Below are 19,908 nucleotides of genomic sequence, written 5' to 3' on the forward strand. Positions count from 1 at the left end.
GCGCAGGGAGCCTTCAGGACACCCGGGAGCCTTCAGGACACGCGCAGGACGACCAGGCTGGTGTCGTCGTCCGTATCGCCGGTGACGACACTCAGCAGCCGGTCCGCCTGCTCGTCGACGCCACCGGGCGCCAATCGCTCGGCTGCGCGCCGCAGTACGGCCAGACTCTCGTCCAGCCCCGCGTGCCGGCGCTCGACGAGCCCGTCGGTGTAGAGCAGCAGCGTGTCCCCGGGAAGCAGTCGCGTCATGGTCTGCGTGTAGATGGCGCGCGGCAGAGCTCCCAGCAGGATGTTGTGCGGGGCGTCGAGCAGTTGGGCGCGCCCGTCGCGCAGCAGCAGCGGCGGCAGATGGCCGGCGCTCACCCAGCACAGGGACCGGTCCGCCGGTTCGTAGATGCCGCACACCGCAGTCGCGGTGGGACTGCCGTCCATGTGCAGCGCGAGGTCGTTCAGCCATTCCATGAGCCGGCCGGGGGAGTTGCCCGTGAAGGCCAGGCCGTGCAGCGCGTTGCGCAGCGAGACCATGCCGGTGGCGGACTCGATGCCATGGCCGGCGATGTCGCCCACCGCCAGCAGGATCCGGCCGTCGGGCAGCGGCAGTACGTCGTACCAGTCGCCGCCGACGCGGTACTCCTGGGCCGCCGGCCGGTAGCGGGCCGCGACCTGGAGACCGGGCAGGCCCTCCAGCGCGGGCCCCTCCGGGACAATCGCGCGCTGGAGCTGGAGTACGACCTGGTGGCGGAGCGCGGCCTGCGCCTGGGCGGCGGTCAGCTGGTCGAACGCGGCGGTGAGCGCGAGCTCGGTGCGGTACTGCGCGGAGACGTCCTGATAGATGCCAGTGATGCCGGTGAGGACACCACCCGTCAGCAACGGCTCGGCGGCGATGCGCACATGACGCAGCCCACCGTCGTCCCGGACCGTCCGCACGACGGTCTGCGCGCCCACCCGACGCTCGGTCAGAGCGACGAGCAGGTCATCGAGAGCGTCCGCCTCCTCGGGATGGAGTCTCGGCCCCAGCAGCCGCAAGGGGATCGGCGCGGTGCCCGGCGGCAGCCCGAAGATCGTGTACGTCTCGTCCGTCCAGCGGGACTCACCGCTGACCAGGTCGTCCTCGAAGGACCCCAGATTCTCGAGGTGATCGAGGACCCGCACCACAGCCAGGCCGGGATCCGTTGCCCCGTGCCAGAGCACAATGCTGCGGTCCGGCCCGACCGGCAGTACACGGACGTCGAGCAGCGGGTCGGGTCCGCCGGGTCGCAGCTCCGCGGGAATTCGCGCCGCACGCTGCGGGGTCGCGCCCGACCGCGCGCTCTGCACCAGATGTACGAGGTCGGCGTGGGCGGCCGGGAACACCTGGGCCAGCGGCCGCCCCACCGGTCCGTGAACTCCCCCGGAGGACTGCAGCGCCGCCGGGTTGAGGTGCTCGACGCGCAGCGCGGCCGTGCCGGGGTCCGCGCGCAGAGTCATGGCCGGATGGGTCAGCAGGTCGAGCAGCGGGCCGAGCAGCGGCGGCTCGGCGACGGCCTCCTGGGGACCCACGTCGAGCATCCGGGCGGCCGTGTCCATCAGGCCCGTGAGCGTACGGCGCACAGGGTCGTCGAGGTCGGCGGGCCCGGGCCAGACGATCAGGGCAAGACCCGTGACCGATCCATGGTTCCAGAGCGGCAGGACGGCTCTGGCAGCGTCCGGAGCGGGCCCCGGAAGCCGCTCGACCGGCGGCGGACCTGCAGGTAGCCAGTCGGGCGAACCCTGCGCCAGGACGCGGTGCAGCGCGCCCTTGGCCTCCGGGGGGATCCACCGCCAGTGGGACGCCTCCAGCGCGGAGACGCCCGCGCGCCCGACCAGCTGGAGGCAGTCGGTCGTCGTGCGGCGCCACAGGAACAGGGCCGCTGCGCCGAACGGGCGCAGGCCGCTTTCCAGCAGTGCCTCGGTGACCTCGTCGATGGTGTCGAAGGACTCCGCCGCCGTCTCCGCTCTGCGCCTGCGCCGTGTATCCGCAGGTGATTCCGTTTCGTCCGGGGTGTGGGCCACCACGGTGCCGGATGCGGCGTTCACGATGTCGGCCGCGAGGTCCTCGGGGCCGATCCCCGTGGAGTCGGCGAGCCGGGCCAGGTGCTCTGCCGCGTCCGGAGGCGGCGTGGAGAGCTGGGCCACCAGGATTCCGGCGGCCAGATCCAGCAGATGGCGGCGGGCGAGATCGCCTCGCAGGGCCGCGACCTCGGCGGTCAGTTCCGCGACCGCGGCACAGAGGTCTTCAGTCCCCGCCGGGGGCCCGGGGGGCGGCGCCTGTTCAGGCATGATCATGACTGCTCCAGCTCGGGGAGGCCGTGCAATCGCGAACCGGATTCTACCCTCGCATATCGGGCGCGGCAGGGTGGCCCGTCAGACGTACGGGCGGTGGCCCGTCAGACGTACGGGCGGTCGCGCGATTGCGTCCAGGCGAGCAAGTCCGTTGCACTCCAGGTGTTGATCACCCGCTCAGGGGGCACCTCGCAGGCCTCCGCCCGGGCGCAGCCGAAGATCTGCCACTCGAGCTGTCCCGGCGCGTGGGCGTCCGTATCGATCGCGAAGAAGACCCCGGTCGCCACCGCGAGGCGAAGCAGCCGCAGCGGAGGATCCAGCCGCTCGGGCCGGCTGTTGATCTCCACCGCGGTGCCGTGAGCGGTGCAGGCCGCGAAGACCGCTTCCGCGTCGAACTGCGACTCGGGCCGCCCCTTGCCGGTGACCAGCCGCCCCGTACAGTGCCCCAGCACATCGGCCAGCGGATTCTGTACGGCCTTGACCAGGCGCCGCGTCATGTCGGCTGATTTCATCCGCAGTTCGGAGTGGACCGAGGCGACAACCAGATCCAGCTCGTCGAGCAGCTCCGGTTCCTGGTCGAGCGAACCGTCCGCCAGAATGTCGCACTCGATGCCGGTCAGCAGCCGGAACGGCGCCCACCGCCGGTTCAGCTCCGCCACGACGTCCAACTGCTCGCGCAGCCGCTCGGCGGACAGACCGCGTGCGACGGTCAGCCGGGGCGAGTGGTCGGTGAGCACCGCCCACTCGTGCCCCAGCGCGGCCGCCGCGAGCCCCATCGCCTCGATGGAGCTGCCGCCGTCGGACCAGTCAGAATGCAGATGACAGTCACCGCGCAGCAGCTGACGCAGCTGTCCGCCCTCCGTCGGCACAGGGGGCGCCTCGCCTTCCAGCCGCTGAAGGTACTGCGGCACATCACCGGCCAGCGCCTCCCGTACGACTTGCGCCGTCTTCGGGCCGATGCCTTTGACGGCCTCCAGCGAGCCCTCCGCCGCACGCCGGGCGATCTCGTCGTCGTCCATCTGCGCAAGGGCCGCGGCCGCGCTGCGGAAGGCACGCGCCCGATAGCTCTCCGCACCGGCGCGCTCCAGCAAAAACGCGATCCGTTCCAGAGCAGCGACGGGGCGCATCTCATCCCTCCGCACCGTTGACGGCAGTCCCTTCCACTCTCCCCTGCCGGGCGCCCATCGGCACGCCGAGTCATGAGTTGGGGTTTGGTGCGGCTCAACCGTGTTACTCGCAGTGTCGAGGTGACATGGCCAATTCATCGGAGAACACAGGGAAGAAGAACCAGAGCGCGGCGGAGAAGCTGAGCCTGCTGGAGGTGGCGCGACGAGCGCGCGCACAGCTGGCGGAGCTCACCGGGATGGAGGCCGACGCGGTCTCCTCGTTCACGGAGACCGACGACGGCTGGTCGTTGGAGATCGAAGTGCTGGAACTGAGCCGGATCCCCGACACGACGAGCCTGCTTGCGAGTTACGAGGTGACTCTCGACTTCCAGGCCGAGCTGACCGGTTACCGCAGGATCCGTCGCTACGTACGGGGGAGGGCGGACTCCGCAGGCCCGTCCCGCCCGCGACCCACATGACAAGGAGGCAGCCAACGATGACGGTTGTACCGGCACAGCAGGCCGGAGGATCAGGCGGAAGCAGCGGTCTGTACGACGTCCTGGAACTCGTACTCGACCGAGGAATAGTGATCGACGCGTTCGTGCGCGTGTCGCTCGTAGGCATCGAGATTCTCAAGATCGACGTTCGGGTAGTGGTGGCCAGCGTCGACACCTATCTCCGGTTCGCCGAGGCGTGCAACCGCCTCGACCTGGAGGCGGGGCCCCGCAAGGACCCCGGCCTGCCCGACCTGGTGGGGGAGATCACCGAGTCCGGCGCCCGCGGCAAGTCCAAGGGCGCGCTGTCCGGCGCGGCACAGACCATCTCGGAAGCCTTCTCGAAGGACCATGACGAGGAGACCGAATCCAAGCCGCGCGGCAGGCGCACCTCGTCCCGCAGCAGGAAGGAGGAGTCGGAGTGAGTACGTACGTCTACGGCATCGCCAGGAGTACGCACCCGAGCCCTCCGGAGCAGGTGGGTGGCGTCGGGGATCCGCCGCAGCCCGTGCGCGTCCTGCGGCAGGGCCGGCTCATGGCCCTGGTTAGCGATGCGCCCGAGAGCCTGCGGCCCAAACGGCGCGACCTGCTCGCGCATCAGCACGTCCTTCGGGCGGCGGGGGCGGAGGGCACGGTCCTTCCCCTGCGCTTCGGCGGCCTCTCGCCCGACGACGAGACACTGGCAGCCGTCCTCGCCGAGCGCGAGGACCACTATCTGGAGCGGCTTGGGGCCCTCGACGGCAAGTCCGAATACAACGTGAAGGCCTCCCACGACGAGCAGTCCGTCCTGCGCCGGGTGCTCGCGGACGACCCCGAGCTGCGGGCCATGGCCGAGGCGGGCCGGTCCGACGGCGACGATTCGTACGAGGGGAAGCTCCAGCTCGGCGAACGGATCGCGTCCGCAGTGCGGTTGCGCGAGGCCCAGGACGCCGATCTGCTCAGGGCGATGCTGGAAGTGGCTGCCGAGGAGGTCAGCGCCGGTCCACAGAGCACCGGCTGGCTGACGAACCTCTCCTTCCTCGTGGACGGCGAACACATCGCGGAGTTCGTGGCCGCCGTCGAAGCCGTACGGCAGGAACAGCCGCACCTCGTACTGACCGTGACCGGGCCCCTTCCTCCGTACAGCTTTGTGGAGTGACCCATGGGCCTGCTGGGAGAGCTGCTGCTCCTGCCCACAGCCCCTGTGCGCGGCACCGCGTGGGTGCTGCGCCAGGTGGTTGAGGAGGCGGAGCGGCAGTACTACGACCCGTCGGTCGTCCAGGCCGAACTCGCGCGTCTCGCCGAGCGGTTCGAGGCGGGGGAGATCGACGACGACGAATTCGACCGCCGCGAGGACGAACTCCTCGACCGGCTGGAGACCATTCAGAACAGAAGGCAGACACGATGAACAACCGGCAACTCGAAGGGGTCGCCGGCGGCCTGCCCAGTGCGTACCGCTCCTCTGACGGTGCGAATCTCGCCGACATTCTTGAGCGCGTGCTCGACAAGGGCATCGTCATCGCCGGCGACATTCGCATCAACCTCCTGGACATCGAACTCCTGACGATCAAACTCCGCCTCGTCGTCGCTTCCGTGGACAAGGCCAAGGAGATGGGAATCGACTGGTGGGAGGACGATCCCGCCCTCTCCTGTGGCGCCCGCCGCAGTGAACTGGCCGAGGAGAACGAGCGATTGCAGCGCCGCATTGCCGAACTGGAATCGGTCCCCGAGACCAGGAGCGAACGCAGGGATCCCGCATGAACGAATTGCGCTACGTCTACGCCGTCACCCGCCACTTCGACGGGGCGCTGCCCGAAGACCTCCGCGGCATCGCCGGCGAGCCACCGCGCCTGCTGTCCCACGGCGACCTCGTCGCGGTCGTGTCCTCGGTGTCCGCCGACGACTTCGACGAGATCCCGCTCCGTGCCCGGCTCGAGGACCTCGACTGGCTGACCGGGACCGCTCGCGCCCACCAGGCCGTGGTCGGGGCCCTCACCTCGGTCACCTGCCCGCTGCCGCTCCGGCTCGCCACCGTCTGCCGGGACGACAGCGGGGTGCGCCGGCTGCTCGACGCGGGGCGTGACCGGTTCGTACGCACGCTGGAGCGGCTCGACGGGCGCGTCGAGTGGGGCGTGAAGGTGTACGCGGAGACACCCGCGCGCGAGGCGGACACCCCGGCGGACGCCGCGCCCACCGGCCGCGAATATCTGCGCCGGCGCCTGAATGAGCGCCGCTCCCGCGAAGGAACCTGGGAGCTGGCCGACGCGGTGTCGCGGCGCCTGCACGAGGAACTCTCCCAGCGGGCCGAGGCCGGAATGCTGCACCGGCCGCAGCAGGCCCAACTCTCCAACGCCCCCGGCCACAACGTCCTCAACGCCGCCTATCTCGTCCCGCGCGAGGACAGCACAGCCTTCGTCGAGTGCCTGGACCGGCTCCGTCCCGACGGGCCGGGCCTGCGGGTCGAACTGACCGGCCCCTGGGCCCCGTACTCCTTCGCGGGCGAGGAGGACGACCGATGACGGTCACCGGCCCGACACCTCTTGCGCAGCGCGACATCGCGCTGGTCGATCTGCTCGACCGGCTGCTCGCCGGTGGCGTGGTGATCACGGGGAACCTCACCCTGCGGATAGCGGACGTCGATCTCGTACGGATCGACCTCAACGCCCTGATCAGCTCCGTCAGCGCCCGGGTCCCGTCCCTGTGGGAGGAGTCCCCGTGAGCGCCCCGCGCAGGCTGGACCTGGACCCCGACACCGTCGAACGCGACCTCGCCAAGCTGGTCCTGACCGTGGTGGAACTGCTCCGCCAGCTCATGGAGCGCCAGGCGCTGCGCCGGGTCGACGAAGGCGACCTGAGCGAGGACCAGGAGGAGCGGATCGGACTGACCCTGATGCTGCTCGAAGACCGCATGGACGTACTGCGGGACACATTCGGGCTGGAGCCGGGGGACCTCAACATCGATCTCGGGCCGCTGGGACCGCTGCTCCCCAGGGCCGGTTAAGACCGACCGGAAAATGGATCACTTGAGGCGCCGGGTGGCGGGGCGGTCGCCCCAGCGGTGGCGCTTGGTCGCGCGGCGGATGAGCATACGGGGCGTGACGAGTGTGGCGGCGAGATGGAGGAGGTAGATCCGTTCCTCCGGAACGCCGAGGCCCAGCATGGTCTCCCGCTGGGCTGTCAGGTCCCGCGCGTCGGTCGAGCGAACTGCGGCACCAGCCGTTCGGGTTCACGCGTCGGCAAGGCCAGCTCCGCCCAGATCACCTTGCCCTCGGCGGTGTACCGTGTGCCCCAGCGTTCGGCCAGCTGGGCGACGAGGAAGAGCCCGCGGCCGCCCTCGTCCGTGACGGCGGCGTAGCCCAGGTGCGGTGACGTGCTACTGGTGTCGGAGACCTCGCAGATCAGCGTCCGGTCGCGCAGCATCCGCACCCGGATGGGGCCCGTGGCGTGCCTGATGGCGTTGGTGATCAGCTCGCTGAGGATCAGCTCGGCCGTGAATTCCACCTCCTCCAGGCCCCATTCCTCCAGCTTGCGTGTGGCCTCGGCGCGCATGCCCGCCACCGCCGCGGGATCCGACGGCACGTCCCAGTCGGCCACCTGATCAGGGCTCAGCCCGCGCGTACGGGCGACAAGCAGGGCGATGTCGTCGGCGGCACGCGGGGGCAGCAGGACGTCGAGCACCACCCGGCAGGTCTCCTCCGGCGGCCGCTCCGCACTGGCGAGGGCACTGCGCAGCAGCTCCAGTCCGACGTCGTGGTCCCGGTTGCGGCTCTCGATGAGCCCGTTGGTGTAGAGGACCAACTGGCTGCCCTCGGGCAGCTCCAGCTCCGCCGCCTCGAAGGGCAGGCCTCCCAGGCCGAGAAGTGGGCCGACGGGCAGTTCGGGGAATTCCACGGTGCCGTCCGGATGGACGAGCGCGGGCAGCGGATGTCCGGCACTGGCCACGGTGCAGCGGCGGGAGACCGGGTCGTAGATCGCGTATAGGCAGGTGGCGCCCAGGACGCCGCCGTCGGCGGCGCCTTGCTCGCCACCGTGCTCGGCGCCGCCGATGTCGGCCGCCGCCTCGTCCTGGTCTATCCGGGCGACCAGTTCGTCGAGGTGTGAGAGGAGTTCGTCAGGCGGCAGGTCCAGCGAGGAGAAGTTGTGCACCGCCGTACGCAGCCGCCCCATCGTGGCGGCCGCGTGCAGCCCGTGCCCGACGACATCGCCCACGATCAGCGCAACGCGCGTGCCCGGCAGCGGAATGACGTCGAACCAGTCGCCGCGCACCCCCGCCTGCGCGGGCAGATAGCGGTAGGCGGCGTCGACGGCGTTCTGCTCGGGCAGGCCGCGGGGCAGCAGACTGCGCTGCAGTGTCACGGCCATCGTGTGCTCGCGGGTGTAGCGGCGGGCGTTGTCGATGGACACCGCCGCGCGGGCGACCAGCTCCCTGGCGAACGACATGTCGTCGGGCACGAACGATTCCCTCCCCGTCAAGCGGTAGAAGTTGGTCGTACCCAGCACGACGTTCCGGGCACGCAGCGGAACGGAGATCGTCGAGTGGAGGCCGTAGTCGATCATCCTCGCGGCACGCTCGGGATGCGGTTTTCGCCACAGTGCCCAAGCCGGGCCGCTCAGGTCGGGGATGACGACCGGCTCCCCGGACAGGAGATCCCAGGGCATCCCGGGCGGCCCGTACGGGACGAGGTCGCCCACCTTGAGGAGGGGATGGTCCTCGGCGACTCCGCTGAGTGCGGTGCGGAGCATCTCGCCCACGCCGGCCGGCGGATCCTCACCCCGCAGCACGTTCTCGAACAGGTCGACGGTGACGAAATCCGCGAACCCTGGGGCGACGTACTCCGCCAGCTCCTCCGCCGTACGCCGCACGTCGAGCGTCGTGCCGATCACCGCCCCGGCGTCGTACAGCAGCTTCAGGCGTTTGCGCGCCAGCTCGGCCTTGCCCGAGAGGGCACGCAGCTCGGTGGCGTCGCGCAATGTCGCGACGCCACCGGGCGGGCTGCCGGCCCAGTCGATCGGCCGGTGGTTGACGGCCAGCAGTCGGTCATGGCCCGAGTGCACCTCGTCGATGGCCTCGCGCTCCGAGGCGAGCAGAGCGGCCAGCGTCGGGGCGAGGCCGAGTTCGCTGACGTGACGTCCCTCCGCGTCGGGCGGCAGCTGGAGCAGTCGGCGGGCCTCTTCATTGGTGAGTATCAGCCGCCGGTCCCCGTCGGTGACCAGCACACCTTCGCGGACGGAGTGGAGCACGGCGTGCTCGTACGTTCGGGCCGTCTCGGCCGGATCTGGACCGTGGGTCTGGCGCCGCAGCCGTTTGCGCAGCAGCGCCGTCACGGCGGTGGCCAGGGCGAGCGCGGCGGCCGCCGCTCCGAGTCCGACCGGAAGCCGGCGGTCGGCCAGGCCGCTCACGCCCACGGGCTCGAGTCCGTACATACCGAGGCGGACGGGCGGAGCCCCGGATCGGTCGAAAACCTTGGCCATATCCTTATTGTCGGATATTGGCTGCTTTTTCGGCTGATGGGGATGCCCCGTCAGGTCGATCACGCCCGCCTCGGGCACAGGCCGACGTCACGCCCTGATCCCGGTTGCCCGGCACAACCGTTCCGGTCTCCGCCGTCCAACAGACGTTTGGGGAGGAACGGGGCCCCTGCCGCCCCCCTCGCCGGCGCCCACTGTTTGACACGGCGTCGGATCGTTCGGTCGGAGCACCCCGGGCCGGCAATCCGCTCGTACCCTGAGCCGTGGACCAGTGCCGGCATGATGTGCTCGAACACGACGCGGTCCGACACCCGCCGGCGTCGGCCGGGGCAGTCAGCCGACGACTGGCCTCACCATTTGACGGTCGGCCCAAGCCCTCGTCACTGAACGTAATCATACGGATGGCGGACGTGACCGCCGCGGATCAGAATGAGTGCCGGCCCGACTACCTGCTGGTGGTCTCATTCCGGGAGGGCACTGATGTTGATGCCTGACGCAGATGTGATCGCAAGGGTGATGGCCCGCTACCGGGCCCAGGAACGCCTCGTTCTGGCCGCCCCGCACGACCCGATCGCCCGAAGGCGCTTCGAGGACACCGCCTATACGTTGTGTGTGCTGATGGGCGAGCGTACGGCCCGTGCAGCGATGCTTGCGGCGGAACGCTACCTCGGTCGCGTACGGCCGACCCCGCGGCCCGCCGGGAGCCCCACCGGCACCTCCAGGCGGCGCTGACCCGGGCGCGCTCACAGCCAGGCAGGTCTGCCCTGCTGACGAGCGGGAAGGACCAACGGGTGCGAGATGTCCGTGATTCAGTAAGAGCGCGGCTGGCCCAGCTCGCCAGGGAGCCCGCCGTCGGCCAGACGGTTCGTTCCACCGCGGCCGCGACCATTTCCTACGTCGTCGCCCTGCAGCTGAGCAGCGAACCGGCGCCCCTCACCGCCCCCTTGACCGCCCTGCTCGTCGTCCAGGTCACCCTCTACGCCACGCTCACCACAGGCGTCCGGCGGGTGAACTCCGTCGTCGCCGGTGTGCTGCTCGCCATCGGCTTCAGCGCGCTCGTCGGACTCACCTGGTGGAGCCTCGGCCTGATCATCCTGGCTTCCCTGATCGTGGGCCGGATCGTCCGCGTGAGCGAGTTCGTTCCAGAGGTCGCGATCAGCGCCATGCTCGTCCTCGGAGTGACGCGGGTGGGGGACACCGCCTGGGACCGGGTCCTGGAGACGCTGATCGGCGCCGTGGTCGGCCTGTTGTTCAACGTCCTGTTCGTGCCCCCGGTATGGGTCGGCACGGCCGGCGATTCCATCCAGGATCTGGCCCGCCGTATGCGCCGACTGCTGCTGAGCATCGGCGAGCAACTGCGCAGCCCCACCCCGGTGGAGCGCGCCGCCGCCCATCTGCACGAAGCGCGACGTCTCGACAACGACATCGCCGACGTCGACGCGGCGCTCCGTCAGGCGGAGGACAGCCTCCGGCTCAACCCCCGGGTCAAGGAAGGACTGCTGCACCGCGTCGTCCTGCGCACCGGGCTCGACACCCTCGAGATCTGCGCGGTCGTCCTGCGCGTACTGGCCAGGACATTCACCGACCTCGCCAAGAAACGCGAAGAGGAAGCCCTGTTCCCGCAGGAGGTGGCAGTCGCCATCGAGGAACTGCTCGCCCATGTGGCGGACACCCTCGTCAGCTTCGCGGTCCTGGTCACCACGCAGGTGAGCGAGAGCGCCGAAGCAGCGGAAACCCGGCTGGCCGGGGAGCTCGCCGCAGCGGCCGTCAAACGCGAGGAGGTGGCGCAGATGCTGCTCCGGGACATTCAGCGGCACCCCAGCCAGTGGCAGCTGCAAGGCGCGCTGCTCACCGAGATCGACCGGATCCTGGACGAGCTGGATACGGAACATCGCTCCCGGCGCCTCATGGAGGAGCTGGACCGTGTCACCCGTGAGCAGCATGAACGGTATCCCCGGCTGGCAGCGATCCGTAAATGGATACTGGGGAAGCGCCGTCGCAGGGCCGCCGACTGAGTCTACGGGGGCGGGGCCAGTCCGGGCAGTTCCTTCTCGAGGCCGTTCCCCATGTTGCGTACGACGGCTTCGGCAACCTCCGCCAGCTTGCGGTTGCTGCGCTGTGAGAGACGACGGAGCATCCCGAAGGCCTCCGCGGGGCCGCATCCCATGACATGCATCAGAATGCCGCTCGCCTGGTCGATGACCGGGCGTGAGCGCAGCGCGCTCTCCAGCTGGTCCACCTCGGCCAGAGCGGCCCGGTAGTAGTGGTCGCGCACCAGCCCCTCCGCGAAGTGTTCGCCGAGGATGTACACGGGCTGGTGGGAGACCTGGGTGAACGCGCCGGGCTGGAAGCTGTACAGGCTGAGCGTCACTTCGAGCTCGGTCCGGCTGAATGGCATCGTCACGCTGGACCTGATGCCTGAATCGAGGGCGACGGCGCGATAGTCGGGCCACCGGTCCTCGGTCAGCAGGTCTTGAGCACTCACGGGCTCGCCCGCGTCCAGTGCGCTCGGCGTAGGCCCCTCGCCCGACGCCAGCTCCACCGAGAGCAGCGCCGTCAGATCGGGATGCGTGGCCGTCGAGCGACGGTCGGAACTGCCGTTCGCGACGGTGGCTACGGCTCCGCAGCACGCGTTCGCGCATTGCATCGCCTGCTCGGTGAATTTCGACAGCTCACGGGCTGTTGAGGCGGGGTCGGCTGTGAATTCCGGTGCGGGCGGCATGGCGTAGTTCCTCCTTCCGGGATGCGGTTGCCCGTCCTGTTTGCCGGGAAACCCCGCCCCGGCTACGCGGCGTCCTGCATGACTTGTTCCCGCAGGTGGTTGCAGCAGCGGCTGATCAGCCGCGACACGTGCATCTGCGATATGCCGAGGCTCTCGGCGATGTTGCTCTGCGTCATGTCGCGGAAGAACCGCAGGTAGAGGATCTGCTGCTCGCGTTCGGGCAGTCGGCTCAGCCCCGGCTTGACCGCTTCCCGGTCGACGACCACGTCGAGCGCCGGGTCGGCGGTGCCGAGGGTGTCGCGCAGCGCGTAGCCGTCGTCCGAGCCGGGCAGCTCGGCGTCGAGGGAGAGAGCGGTGAAGCTGTCGAGCGCGTCGAGCCCGGCGCGCACCTCCTCCTCCGTCATACCGGCGTGCTCCGCGATCTCGGCATTGGTGGGGGCGCGGCCGGGGATCGTCTGGGCGAGGTCCTGGCGGGCGAACCGGACCCGGTTTCGCAGGTCCTGGACCCGGCGCGGCACATGGAGGGTCCACATATGGTCCCGGAAGTGGCGCTTGACCTCGCCCACCACGGTCGGCACGGCGTAGCTCTCGAAGGCGTTGCCGCGGGCGGGGTCGTAACCGTCGACGGCCTTGACCAGGCCGAGAGCCGCGACCTGCTTGAGGTCTTCGATGTTCTCTCCCCGGTTGCGGAAGCGGCCAGCGAGCCGGTCCGCCATGGGCAGCCAGGCACAGATGATTTCCTGGCGGACTTGGTCACGCTCGGGCCCGTCGGGCAGAGCGGACATCCTGCGGAAGGCGTTCGCGGTGTCGGGGGCATCGGAGTGCGGGTGCTTGGAGTGTGCGTTGGTGCGCATGATGCTCGGAGCTCCCTGAGAGATTTCTGTCGCCGGTGGGGGCTTGCTCTCACCGTGGGAGACCGAGCGGGCAGGACACACCCGGAGCCTTCGCTCCCACGGGCGTGCCTCCTGTCCGAAGCACACGACGCATCTGCCCGCCTGCATGGCACGGAAACGTGCGTGGTCGCACTGGCTCGAAATGCTCGCTCAGCTCGTGTTACGGGTGGCAGATCGGGTACGCGGACCAGTGCCCAGCCTCTAGGAGGGAAACATGCAGCGAGGCAGTGACCGTCTCAGCGCCCGCAGGGACGACGAGATGAAGCATGAACTGCAGGGGCTGCTCCGGTCAGGACACCCCACCCGGGTAGAGGAGTGGCACGACCCCGAGCCCGCCGCGGACGACGACCCGGACATCGCATCGGGTCCGGTGCCCTCGCTCGGCTCACTCGGGCCCGAGGACGCGATGCGGTTCGAGCTGGCCCGGCACCTGGGCCGTACGGCCTTCCCCGCCACGCCCCGGGAACTGGCTCAGGCCCTGGAGCGGCACCACGCCCCCGACCGACTCATCGAGCTCGTCAGCGAGCTGCCGGCGCAAGGGACGTACCGGACTGCTCATGAGGTCGTCAGCGCCGTGGCCAGGCACCGATAGCGGGCCCGATGGCGGTAATGGCACAGCGCTGGACGATGTGACGTGACTACGCCCTGGAAGTGATGGTGAACATCGCGCCCTCGGCGTCGCGCAGCGTCGCCTCCGAGCCATGGTCCGTGGAGCTGCGGGCCAGCACCTCGCCGCCGTTGTGCCGTGCCGCCTGGACGGTTGCTTCCACGTCGGCAACGGGGAAGTAGACGTGCCAGCGGGGCCGGATCATGGGGTCCGGGGCCGCTTCCGCCGCGCCGGAGCTCAGACGTGCGACCACGAGCCCTTCGTGGCGCAGCACGACCTCCTCCTGCTCGTAGTCGACCTGGCAGCAGCCGGCCTTGTCTGACGCCCAGTCGAAGACCTCTCCGTAGAAGATCGCGGCGTCGAAGGCGTTCCGGGTCCGCAGGTGCACCCAGGCGGGTGCATTCTTGCGCCAGGTCAGCCAGTCGGGGATGAGCTCTCCCTCCCAGATGCCGAAGACGGCGCCGTCCCGGTCCGCCGCCAGCGCGCCACGTCCCACGGACAGGCTGAGTGGCCCCACCGCGACGGTGGCGCTGCGCTCCCGGATACGCGCCGCTGTCTCATCCGCATTGGCGACCGCGAAGTACGGAGTCCAGCCGCCCGGGGCCTGCAGGGCGGCGTCGAGTACGCCGATACCGGCGACCGGCGCGCCGTCTGACAGGGCGAGGCTGAACTCGGCGCCGAGTTTCGCTCGCCGGAACCGCCACCCGAGGACCGCGCCGTAGAAATTCTGCGCGTCCTGCATGTTGCGTGCCATCAGGGTGATCCAGCACGGGGCACCGAACACCTCATGGCTTGATGTCACACCTGCGGACGTTGCCGCCGCTGATTTCTTGTCCATCACAATCAGTGTCCCGATCGAAGGAGAGCATCACGGGGCAGAAACGCCCGACACGCTCTGCCTCACCCCCAGCGCCATCCTCCCCCTGGGCAGCGATGCCCGCGAGCCCATGCGGATCCCGGGGTCATACGGGTCGTCGCATCGCCAGGGCGATGTGGTGGGAGATTACGTCGATGACGCGGGCCTCGGCCAGAGAGAAGGCGAGTCTCGTGCCGGTCCGGAAGAGCGTCAGTACGCCGAGTACGGGGCCGCCGTTCTGCGGGCCCCGCAGCGGCACGCAGAGCAGGGACGTCACCTCTGCCTGGAGGAGGACCGATGCGCCGGTGTCGTCGCCGCCGAAGCATTCCAGGTCGTCCGGCCGTACCTGGAGTGCCGCCGATCCGCTGCGCGCGGTCTCCACCACAAGAGGGCAGGCCGCCGGGTCCTGGTCCGTGATCGTCGTCAGCAGCGCCTCTGCCCCTGCTCCGGCGGGGCCGAGCACCGTCGTGCGTCTGAGCGGGCCGTCAGCGAACAGGTCGGCGATCACCCAGTCCGCGAACCGGCCGTCCAGCACCGGGGCGGCCGTGGCAAGGATCCCCTCCGGGTCCGCGACCGGGCCGCTCAGCAGAGCGGTTGTCATGCTGTCGAGGAGGTCCATCAGCTCGGCATGCCTGGTGGCCTCGGCCAGGTCGGGCAACTGTGGGCGCGCTCCGGCAACGGAGCGGGCTGTCAGCCCGGTGCGGACGGCGTCGCTCTGGAGCACCACCAGGACGGCCGGGTGCGGTTCGTTCGGCGTACGAAGGGCGGTGAGGGTGGCCAGCAGTGGCTCGCTGGGCCGCTGCTGCAGGTGCACCCGCAGGCTGCGGTCGCCCTCTCCGCGTGCCACCGCAGCCGCCTGCGACCGCAGGGCCGCCCGTTCGCCCGGGCGCAGCAGGCCCGCCAGCGGCCTGCCTGCCGCATGGCCCGCGCGGACACCGGTCAGTTCTGTCGCGGCCGCGTTCATGCGCCTCACCACCGTGTCACCGCCGGTCAGGGCCACGGGCACGGGCAGCAGCTGGAATACGGCCTTGAGCAGCTGCTCCTCCGCCCGGTCCGCGGAGGCTTTGCCAGGGCCTTGCGCTGCCAGCCGCTCGTACCTCGGCCAGAGATTCTCGGCGACATGCTGCAGTTCGAAGAGAGCCGCATCAAGAAGAGTGTGCTGCTCCTGCAACGGCAGACCCCGCGCCGCCCTCAGCTCCCCCACGCGTTTGGCGAAATCCGCAAGGTCCTCACCAAACTCATCCGTCTGCGTCATAAGTGAAAGCTAACCGACAGGCGGGTCAGTCGATGGACCGGGCCGAAACCATGCGGTGCCGGGGCGTCAGCTCTCGTGTCCGCCGCTGCCGAGGGCTCCACCGCTGTCGTCATCGTGCGACGGCCGCTTCTCGCGGGCGGGCCGGGAACCCATGTTTCCGTAGCCATGGAGTTCGTGCGGGCCGAGACGGTCGCCCTCCGCCCCGAAATCGTCGGGCTCGCGTGCTTCCTCGATGTGCGCACGGTGCTTGGGGTGCCGGGGCTGCTCCTCCAGATGCGGCGGCTGGTCGCGCTTCCTGCGACTGTCCCACCAGACCAGCCAGATCAATGCCACGACCAGCCCGATCCCGACGACGTACAGAGTTGTCCACATCAGGTCCTCCTCGGTAGGTCCGCCTCGTTCCGCGTACTCATCGCGTACCCCCATCGCCCTGATTAGTCATTTCCGTTCATCCATGTGATCAGGCCCGGGTCCGCTCCGGTGCTCGCCCAGGCCTTCGCTGCCGGTCGCTGCCCACCTCGGCGTCCGGTTGATTCCCGCCAAGTAGGGCACTCGTCTCCTCCGCACGGATGGGAGGACGCCATGACTGGCCACCGGCCGAAAGACCAGAAAGACCCTACGAATACCGGCACCCCGGTGCCGCGGGACCCGCCCGATCAGCAGCAGCCGCAGGACGGCGACGATCCGCTCGACGCACCCCGCCCCGACGAGCTCGACGAATCCGACGAGCAGAAGAACGAGCCCGACCAGAGCATCCCCGACATGGACGAGACAGGGGCCGGCCGCCGCGGTGCGCCCCGCAGCGGCGGCGTACACCCCGAACAGCCGATCCCGGACGAACCCTCCGGCTGAAGCCCAGTCGCACACCGACGATCACTGGGGGAGCCTTGTGGTGACACCCCTGCGAGACCCAAGACCGCAGACTGCTGGAGGAAGCGAATGGGTGTGCTCGAACCGATCCGCCACTGGCCTGTCTACCGGCAGCTCACCGGCTCCGACCCGCTGGGCCGAGGCCGGGCCGTCACGTCGGCCCGCACGGAGCGGCTCCGCCCGCGCACCGGGACCGCCGACCGGGTCGTGCGGTCCGTCTGCCCCTACTGCGCCGTCGGCTGCGGCCAGCAGGTGTACGTGAAGGACGACCGTGTCGTACAGATCGAGGGAGACCCGGACTCGCCGGTCAGCCGGGGACGCCTGTGCCCCAAGGGATCCGCGACACTCCAGCTCACCACCGGCTCCGCCCGCCGTCACCAGGTGCTGTACCGGGCTCCGTACGCGACCGACTGGACACAGCTCGACCTGGAGACGGCCATGGACATGGTCGCCGACCGGGTCGTCGAGACCAGACGGCGGACCTGGGAGTGGGAGTGCGAGGGGCTGCGCACCGCGCGCACGCTCGGGATCGCGAGCCTGGGCGGCGCCACCCTCGACAACGAGGAGAACTACCTGATCAAGAAGTTGCTGACCGGCCTCGGCGTGATCCAGGTGGAGAACCAGGCCCGGGTCTGCCACAGCTCGACCGTCGCCGGCCTGGGCACCTCGTTCGGCCGAGGCGGCGCGACCACCTTCATGCAGGACCTCCAGCACTCCGACTGCATCGTCATCCAGGGGTCCAACTACGCCGAGGCGCACCCGGTCGGCTTCCAGTGGGTCATGGAGGCCAAGGCACGCGGGGCCCGCATCATCCATGTCGACCCCCGCTACACGCGCACCAGCGCCCTTGCCGACCTGCATGTGCCGATCCGGGCAGGCAGCGACATCGCCTTCCTCGGCGGGATCATCAACCATGTCCTCACCGAGGAGAAGGACTTCCGGGAGTACGTCCTCGCGTACACCAACGCCGCCACGCTGGTCGGTGAGGACTTCCGCGACACCGAGGACCTCGACGGTGTCTTCTCCGGGCTGGACGAGGACAGGCACCACTACGACCCGCTGAGCTGGCAGTACGAGGGAGCCGACGTCCAGGCGCCCGCCGGCGAGGTCGACGAGCAGTACGAGCAGCGCGTGCGGGATCCCGACGCCCACGACCGGCTGCACGCCGCCGGCGCAGCCGAGACACACGGCTCGGGCGGTGCACAGGCGGGCCACCGGGCGCCACGCGACGAAACCCTCCAGCACCCGCGCTGCGTTTACCAGATCCTCAAGCGCCACTATGCCCGCTACACCCCGGAGTTGGTGGAGCAGACCTGCGGCGTCCCCCGCGACACCTTCCTCGACGTCTGCGAAGCCCTCACCTCCAACTCCGGCCGCGAACGCACCAGCGCCTTCGTCTACGCGGTGGGCTGGACCCAGCACACGGTGGGAGCTCAGTACATCCGGGCCGCCAGCGTGCTCCAGCTCCTCCTCGGCAACATCGGCCGCCCCGGCGGCGGCATCCAGGCGCTGCGCGGCCACGCCTCCATCCAGGGCTCCAGCGACATCCCCACCCTCTTCAACCTGCTGCCCGGCTATCTGCCGATGCCGCACGCGCACGCCCACGAGGACCTGGACGCCTACGTCGAGGCGAGCCGCACTGAGAAGGGTTTCTGGGGCCACATGCGGGCCTACACAGTCAGCCTGCTCAAGGCCTACTTCGGCGACGCGGCCACCGAGGAGAACGACTACTGCTTCGAGCACCTGCCGCGGCTGACCGGATCCCACAGCACGTACGAGACCGTCATGGCCCAGCTCGACGGAGTGTGCAAGGGCTACTTCCTCATGGGCGAGAACCCGGCCGTCGGCTCGGCCAACACCCGGCTCCAGCGGCTCGGCATGGCGCAGTTGGAGTGGCTGGTCGTACGGGACTTCTCGCTGATCGAGTCCGCGACATGGTGGCAGGACGGGCCGGAGACCGAGACCGGCGAGATGCGCACCGAGGACATCGGTACCGAGGTGTTCTTCTTCCCGGCTGCCTCGCACACCGAGAAGTCCGGCTCGTTCACCAACACCAATCGCTGGCTCCAGTGGCACCACGCCGCCGTCGAGCCCGAGGGCGACGCACGCAGCGACCTGTGGTTCATGTACCACCTGGGCCGTCGCATCAAGGCGAAACTCGCCGCGTCCACAGACCCGATGGACCGGCCCGTACAGGATCTGACCTGGGACTATCCGGTGGACGGGCCGCTGGATGAACCCATCGCGGCCGCCGTCCTGGCCGAAATCAACGGTCATGGGCCCGACGGCGCGCCGCTCTCGGGATACACGGAACTCAAAGACGACGGCTCGACCCGGTGCGGCTGCTGGATCTACTGCGGCGTGTACGCGGACGGCGTCAACCAGGCCGCCCGCCGCAAGCCGCACACCGAACAGGACTGGATCGCCGCCGAATGGGCCTGGTCCTGGCCCGCCAACCGCCGCATCCTCTACAACCGGGCGTCCGCGGCCCCGGACGGCACACCATGGAGTGCACGCAAGGCGCTCGTCTGGTGGGACGAGGCCGACGCGAAGTGGACCGGGCACGACATCCCCGACTTCGTACCTGACCGCGCCCCCGACTACGTACCGCCCAAGGAAGCCAGAGGAGCGGACGCGCTGCGCGGCGACGACCCGTTCATCATGCAGGCCGACGGCAAGGGCTGGCTGTACGCACCCGCCGGCCTCGAGGACGGCCCGCTGCCCACGCACTACGAGCCGCAGGACTCGCCCTTCACCAACGCCCTGTACCCGTCGGTCTCCCGTTCTCCGGTACGGCAGTTGCACCCGAGGGAGGGCAACCGCTACCACCCCAGCGGGGACGAACCGGGCTCCGACGTCTATCCGTATGTCGTCACCACCCACCGGCTGACCGAGCACTTCACCGCGGGCGGCATGAGCCGCTGGTCGCCGTACCTCTCCGAACTGCAGCCCGAGTTCTTCTGCGAACTGTCCCCGCAGCTCGCCGCCGAGCGCGGTCTGGAGCACGGCGGCTGGGCCACGATCATCACCGCCCGCAACGCCGTCGAAGCGCGCGTGCTGGTGACCGAGCGGATCAAACCCCTGACCGTGCATGGCCGTACGGTCCACCAGATCGGCCTGCCCTTCCACTGGGGACCCAACGGAGTCGCCACCGGCGACGCGGCCAACGAACTCGTCGCCATCGCCCTTGACCCCAACGCCCACATCCAGGAAGACAAGGCGCTCACCGCCGACATCCGCCCCGGACGGCGGCCGCGCGGACCGGATCTGCCGAAGCTCGTCGCCGAATACCGCCGCATGGCAGGCATCACCGAGACGACCGGAACGGAGGCCGGGAAGTGACCGCCGAGCAGGAGCG

General features: G+C 69.8%; 22 protein-coding genes and 1 pseudogene. 13 read left to right on the forward strand and 10 right to left on the reverse strand.

Translation table 11 applies throughout. The features are described 5' to 3' along the window. Positions 1–32 precede the first annotated feature (32 nt). Positions 33–2,303, reverse strand: a complete 2,271-nt coding sequence (locus QFZ67_RS35890) for a SpoIIE family protein phosphatase (protein WP_307665210.1) — start codon at positions 2,301–2,303, stop codon at positions 33–35. 101 nt (positions 2,304–2,404) lie between these two features. Continuing rightward, entirely contained in the window at positions 2,405–3,427 is a 1,023-nt protein-coding gene (locus tag QFZ67_RS35895; RefSeq protein ID WP_307665211.1) for a PHP domain-containing protein, read from the reverse strand. A 125-nt stretch (positions 3,428–3,552) separates the two neighbouring features. On the opposite strand from QFZ67_RS35895, the gene QFZ67_RS35900 reads away from it, so the two are divergent. From QFZ67_RS35900 to QFZ67_RS35935, 8 genes are read left to right on the forward strand one after another with little or no spacing between them, the layout of a single operon-like run. Then, on the forward strand, positions 3,553–3,885 hold the full coding sequence (locus tag QFZ67_RS35900; RefSeq protein ID WP_307665212.1) for a gas vesicle protein: 333 nt from the start codon (positions 3,553–3,555) through the stop codon (positions 3,883–3,885). Between the two features lie 17 nt (positions 3,886–3,902). After that, a complete protein-coding gene (locus tag QFZ67_RS35905) occupies positions 3,903–4,325 on the forward strand; it encodes a gas vesicle structural protein GvpA (RefSeq protein WP_307665213.1) in 423 nt (140 codons plus the stop codon). Then, positions 4,322–5,038, forward strand: coding sequence for a GvpL/GvpF family gas vesicle protein (locus tag QFZ67_RS35910; protein WP_307665214.1), 717 nt, complete (start codon positions 4,322–4,324; stop codon positions 5,036–5,038). The genes QFZ67_RS35905 and QFZ67_RS35910 overlap by 4 nt, the downstream gene beginning before the upstream one ends. Positions 5,039–5,041: 3 nt before the next feature. Next, complete coding sequence (locus tag QFZ67_RS35915) at positions 5,042–5,287, forward strand: gas vesicle protein GvpG (protein WP_307665215.1); 246 nt, start codon at positions 5,042–5,044, stop codon at positions 5,285–5,287. After that, on the forward strand, positions 5,284–5,640 hold the full coding sequence (locus QFZ67_RS35920) for a gas vesicle protein (RefSeq protein WP_307665216.1): 357 nt from the start codon (positions 5,284–5,286) through the stop codon (positions 5,638–5,640). The genes QFZ67_RS35915 and QFZ67_RS35920 overlap by 4 nt, the downstream gene beginning before the upstream one ends. Next, complete coding sequence (locus QFZ67_RS35925) at positions 5,637–6,398, forward strand: GvpL/GvpF family gas vesicle protein (RefSeq protein ID WP_307665217.1); 762 nt, start codon at positions 5,637–5,639, stop codon at positions 6,396–6,398. The genes QFZ67_RS35920 and QFZ67_RS35925 overlap by 4 nt, the downstream gene beginning before the upstream one ends. Continuing rightward, entirely contained in the window at positions 6,395–6,598 is a 204-nt protein-coding gene (locus tag QFZ67_RS35930) for a gas vesicle protein (RefSeq protein ID WP_307665218.1), read from the forward strand. The genes QFZ67_RS35925 and QFZ67_RS35930 overlap by 4 nt, the downstream gene beginning before the upstream one ends. Beyond that, the gene (locus tag QFZ67_RS35935; RefSeq protein WP_307665219.1) at positions 6,595–6,879 is read left to right on the forward strand and encodes a gas vesicle protein K; all 285 of its coding nucleotides are present in this window, start codon (positions 6,595–6,597) and stop codon (positions 6,877–6,879) included. Before QFZ67_RS35930 ends, QFZ67_RS35935 begins: the two co-directional genes overlap by 4 nt. Positions 6,880–6,897: 18 nt before the next feature. Here the strand turns inward: QFZ67_RS35935 and QFZ67_RS35940 are convergent, their stop codons facing one another. From QFZ67_RS35940 to QFZ67_RS35950, 3 genes and pseudogenes are all read right to left on the reverse strand, one after another. Continuing rightward, the gene (locus QFZ67_RS35940) at positions 6,898–7,038 is read right to left on the reverse strand and encodes a hypothetical protein (protein ID WP_373430166.1); all 141 of its coding nucleotides are present in this window, start codon (positions 7,036–7,038) and stop codon (positions 6,898–6,900) included. 17 nt (positions 7,039–7,055) lie between these two features. Beyond that, positions 7,056–9,350: a SpoIIE family protein phosphatase/ATP-binding protein gene (locus QFZ67_RS35945; RefSeq protein WP_307665220.1), complete on the reverse strand. Its 2,295-nt coding sequence runs from the start codon at positions 9,348–9,350 to the stop codon at positions 7,056–7,058. A 185-nt stretch (positions 9,351–9,535) separates the two neighbouring features. Beyond that, positions 9,536–9,667 (reverse strand): annotated as a pseudogene (locus tag QFZ67_RS35950) (IS5/IS1182 family transposase); the annotation flags it as partial. Positions 9,668–9,833: 166 nt separating this feature from the next. Between QFZ67_RS35950 and QFZ67_RS35955 the strand changes: the two are divergent. Beyond that, on the forward strand, positions 9,834–10,079 hold the full coding sequence (locus QFZ67_RS35955; protein WP_373430167.1) for a DUF5133 domain-containing protein: 246 nt from the start codon (positions 9,834–9,836) through the stop codon (positions 10,077–10,079). Between the two features lie 59 nt (positions 10,080–10,138). Then, positions 10,139–11,362 carry an aromatic acid exporter family protein gene (locus QFZ67_RS35960; RefSeq protein WP_307665222.1) on the forward strand — a complete coding sequence of 408 codons (1,224 nt, stop codon included), beginning with the start codon at positions 10,139–10,141 and terminating at the stop codon, positions 11,360–11,362. A 2-nt stretch (positions 11,363–11,364) separates the two neighbouring features. Here QFZ67_RS35960 and QFZ67_RS35965 read toward each other — a convergent pair whose 3' ends face one another. Further along, positions 11,365–12,069 (reverse strand): ANTAR domain-containing response regulator, encoded by a 705-nt coding sequence (locus tag QFZ67_RS35965; RefSeq protein WP_307665223.1) that lies wholly within the window; start codon positions 12,067–12,069, stop codon positions 11,365–11,367. A gap of 62 nt (positions 12,070–12,131) precedes the next feature. Further along, entirely contained in the window at positions 12,132–12,923 is a 792-nt protein-coding gene (locus tag QFZ67_RS35970) for an RNA polymerase sigma factor SigF (protein WP_307665224.1), read from the reverse strand. Between the two features lie 253 nt (positions 12,924–13,176). Here QFZ67_RS35970 and QFZ67_RS35975 point away from each other — a divergent pair, with 253 nt between their 5' ends. After that, entirely contained in the window at positions 13,177–13,554 is a 378-nt protein-coding gene (locus tag QFZ67_RS35975; protein ID WP_307665225.1) for a DUF2795 domain-containing protein, read from the forward strand. 46 nt (positions 13,555–13,600) lie between these two features. Here QFZ67_RS35975 and QFZ67_RS35980 read toward each other — a convergent pair whose 3' ends face one another. The 3 genes from QFZ67_RS35980 to QFZ67_RS35990 all read right to left on the reverse strand — a co-directional run bounded on the left by QFZ67_RS35980 (position 13,601) and on the right by QFZ67_RS35990 (position 16,052). Next, positions 13,601–14,407: a VOC family protein gene (locus QFZ67_RS35980; protein WP_307665226.1), complete on the reverse strand. Its 807-nt coding sequence runs from the start codon at positions 14,405–14,407 to the stop codon at positions 13,601–13,603. A 124-nt stretch (positions 14,408–14,531) separates the two neighbouring features. Further along, positions 14,532–15,680 carry a PAS domain-containing protein gene (locus QFZ67_RS35985; protein ID WP_307665227.1) on the reverse strand — a complete coding sequence of 383 codons (1,149 nt, stop codon included), beginning with the start codon at positions 15,678–15,680 and terminating at the stop codon, positions 14,532–14,534. Between the two features lie 66 nt (positions 15,681–15,746). Beyond that, positions 15,747–16,052: a DUF6479 family protein gene (locus QFZ67_RS35990; protein ID WP_307665228.1), complete on the reverse strand. Its 306-nt coding sequence runs from the start codon at positions 16,050–16,052 to the stop codon at positions 15,747–15,749. 210 nt (positions 16,053–16,262) lie between these two features. Between QFZ67_RS35990 and QFZ67_RS35995 the strand changes: the two genes are divergently transcribed. After that, a complete protein-coding gene (locus QFZ67_RS35995; protein WP_307665229.1) occupies positions 16,263–16,532 on the forward strand; it encodes a hypothetical protein in 270 nt (89 codons plus the stop codon). 87 nt (positions 16,533–16,619) lie between these two features. Continuing rightward, positions 16,620–19,892, forward strand: coding sequence for a formate dehydrogenase (gene fdh, locus QFZ67_RS36000; protein ID WP_307665230.1), 3,273 nt, complete (start codon positions 16,620–16,622; stop codon positions 19,890–19,892). Positions 19,893–19,908 lie beyond the last annotated feature (16 nt).

It is taken from the genome of Streptomyces sp. V1I1, assembly GCF_030817355.1.
Taxonomy (GTDB): Bacteria; Actinomycetota; Actinomycetes; order Streptomycetales; family Streptomycetaceae; genus Streptomyces.

Coding starts and splice junctions, on each gene's coding strand:
- QFZ67_RS35890 (WP_307665210.1), bottom strand. CDS start 2,303: ATGATCATGCCTGAACAGGCGCCGCCCCCCGGGCCCCCGGCGGGGACT.
- QFZ67_RS35930 (WP_307665218.1), top strand. CDS start 6,395: ATGACGGTCACCGGCCCGACACCTCTTGCGCAGCGCGACATCGCGCTG.
- QFZ67_RS35900 (WP_307665212.1), top strand. CDS start 3,553: ATGGCCAATTCATCGGAGAACACAGGGAAGAAGAACCAGAGCGCGGCG.
- QFZ67_RS35990 (WP_307665228.1), bottom strand. CDS start 16,052: ATGTGGACAACTCTGTACGTCGTCGGGATCGGGCTGGTCGTGGCATTG.
- QFZ67_RS35920 (WP_307665216.1), top strand. CDS start 5,284: ATGAACAACCGGCAACTCGAAGGGGTCGCCGGCGGCCTGCCCAGTGCG.
- QFZ67_RS35975 (WP_307665225.1), top strand. CDS start 13,177: ATGCAGCGAGGCAGTGACCGTCTCAGCGCCCGCAGGGACGACGAGATG.
- QFZ67_RS35985 (WP_307665227.1), bottom strand. CDS start 15,680: ATGACGCAGACGGATGAGTTTGGTGAGGACCTTGCGGATTTCGCCAAA.
- QFZ67_RS35895 (WP_307665211.1), bottom strand. CDS start 3,427: ATGCGCCCCGTCGCTGCTCTGGAACGGATCGCGTTTTTGCTGGAGCGC.
- QFZ67_RS35915 (WP_307665215.1), top strand. CDS start 5,042: ATGGGCCTGCTGGGAGAGCTGCTGCTCCTGCCCACAGCCCCTGTGCGC.
- QFZ67_RS35955 (WP_373430167.1), top strand. CDS start 9,834: ATGCCTGACGCAGATGTGATCGCAAGGGTGATGGCCCGCTACCGGGCC.
- QFZ67_RS35905 (WP_307665213.1), top strand. CDS start 3,903: ATGACGGTTGTACCGGCACAGCAGGCCGGAGGATCAGGCGGAAGCAGC.
- QFZ67_RS35925 (WP_307665217.1), top strand. CDS start 5,637: ATGAACGAATTGCGCTACGTCTACGCCGTCACCCGCCACTTCGACGGG.
- QFZ67_RS35995 (WP_307665229.1), top strand. CDS start 16,263: ATGACTGGCCACCGGCCGAAAGACCAGAAAGACCCTACGAATACCGGC.
- fdh (WP_307665230.1), top strand. CDS start 16,620: ATGGGTGTGCTCGAACCGATCCGCCACTGGCCTGTCTACCGGCAGCTC.
- QFZ67_RS35940 (WP_373430166.1), bottom strand. CDS start 7,038: ATGCTGGGCCTCGGCGTTCCGGAGGAACGGATCTACCTCCTCCATCTC.
- QFZ67_RS35980 (WP_307665226.1), bottom strand. CDS start 14,407: ATGGACAAGAAATCAGCGGCGGCAACGTCCGCAGGTGTGACATCAAGC.
- QFZ67_RS35970 (WP_307665224.1), bottom strand. CDS start 12,923: ATGCGCACCAACGCACACTCCAAGCACCCGCACTCCGATGCCCCCGAC.
- QFZ67_RS35965 (WP_307665223.1), bottom strand. CDS start 12,069: ATGCCGCCCGCACCGGAATTCACAGCCGACCCCGCCTCAACAGCCCGT.
- QFZ67_RS35945 (WP_307665220.1), bottom strand. CDS start 9,350: ATGGCCAAGGTTTTCGACCGATCCGGGGCTCCGCCCGTCCGCCTCGGT.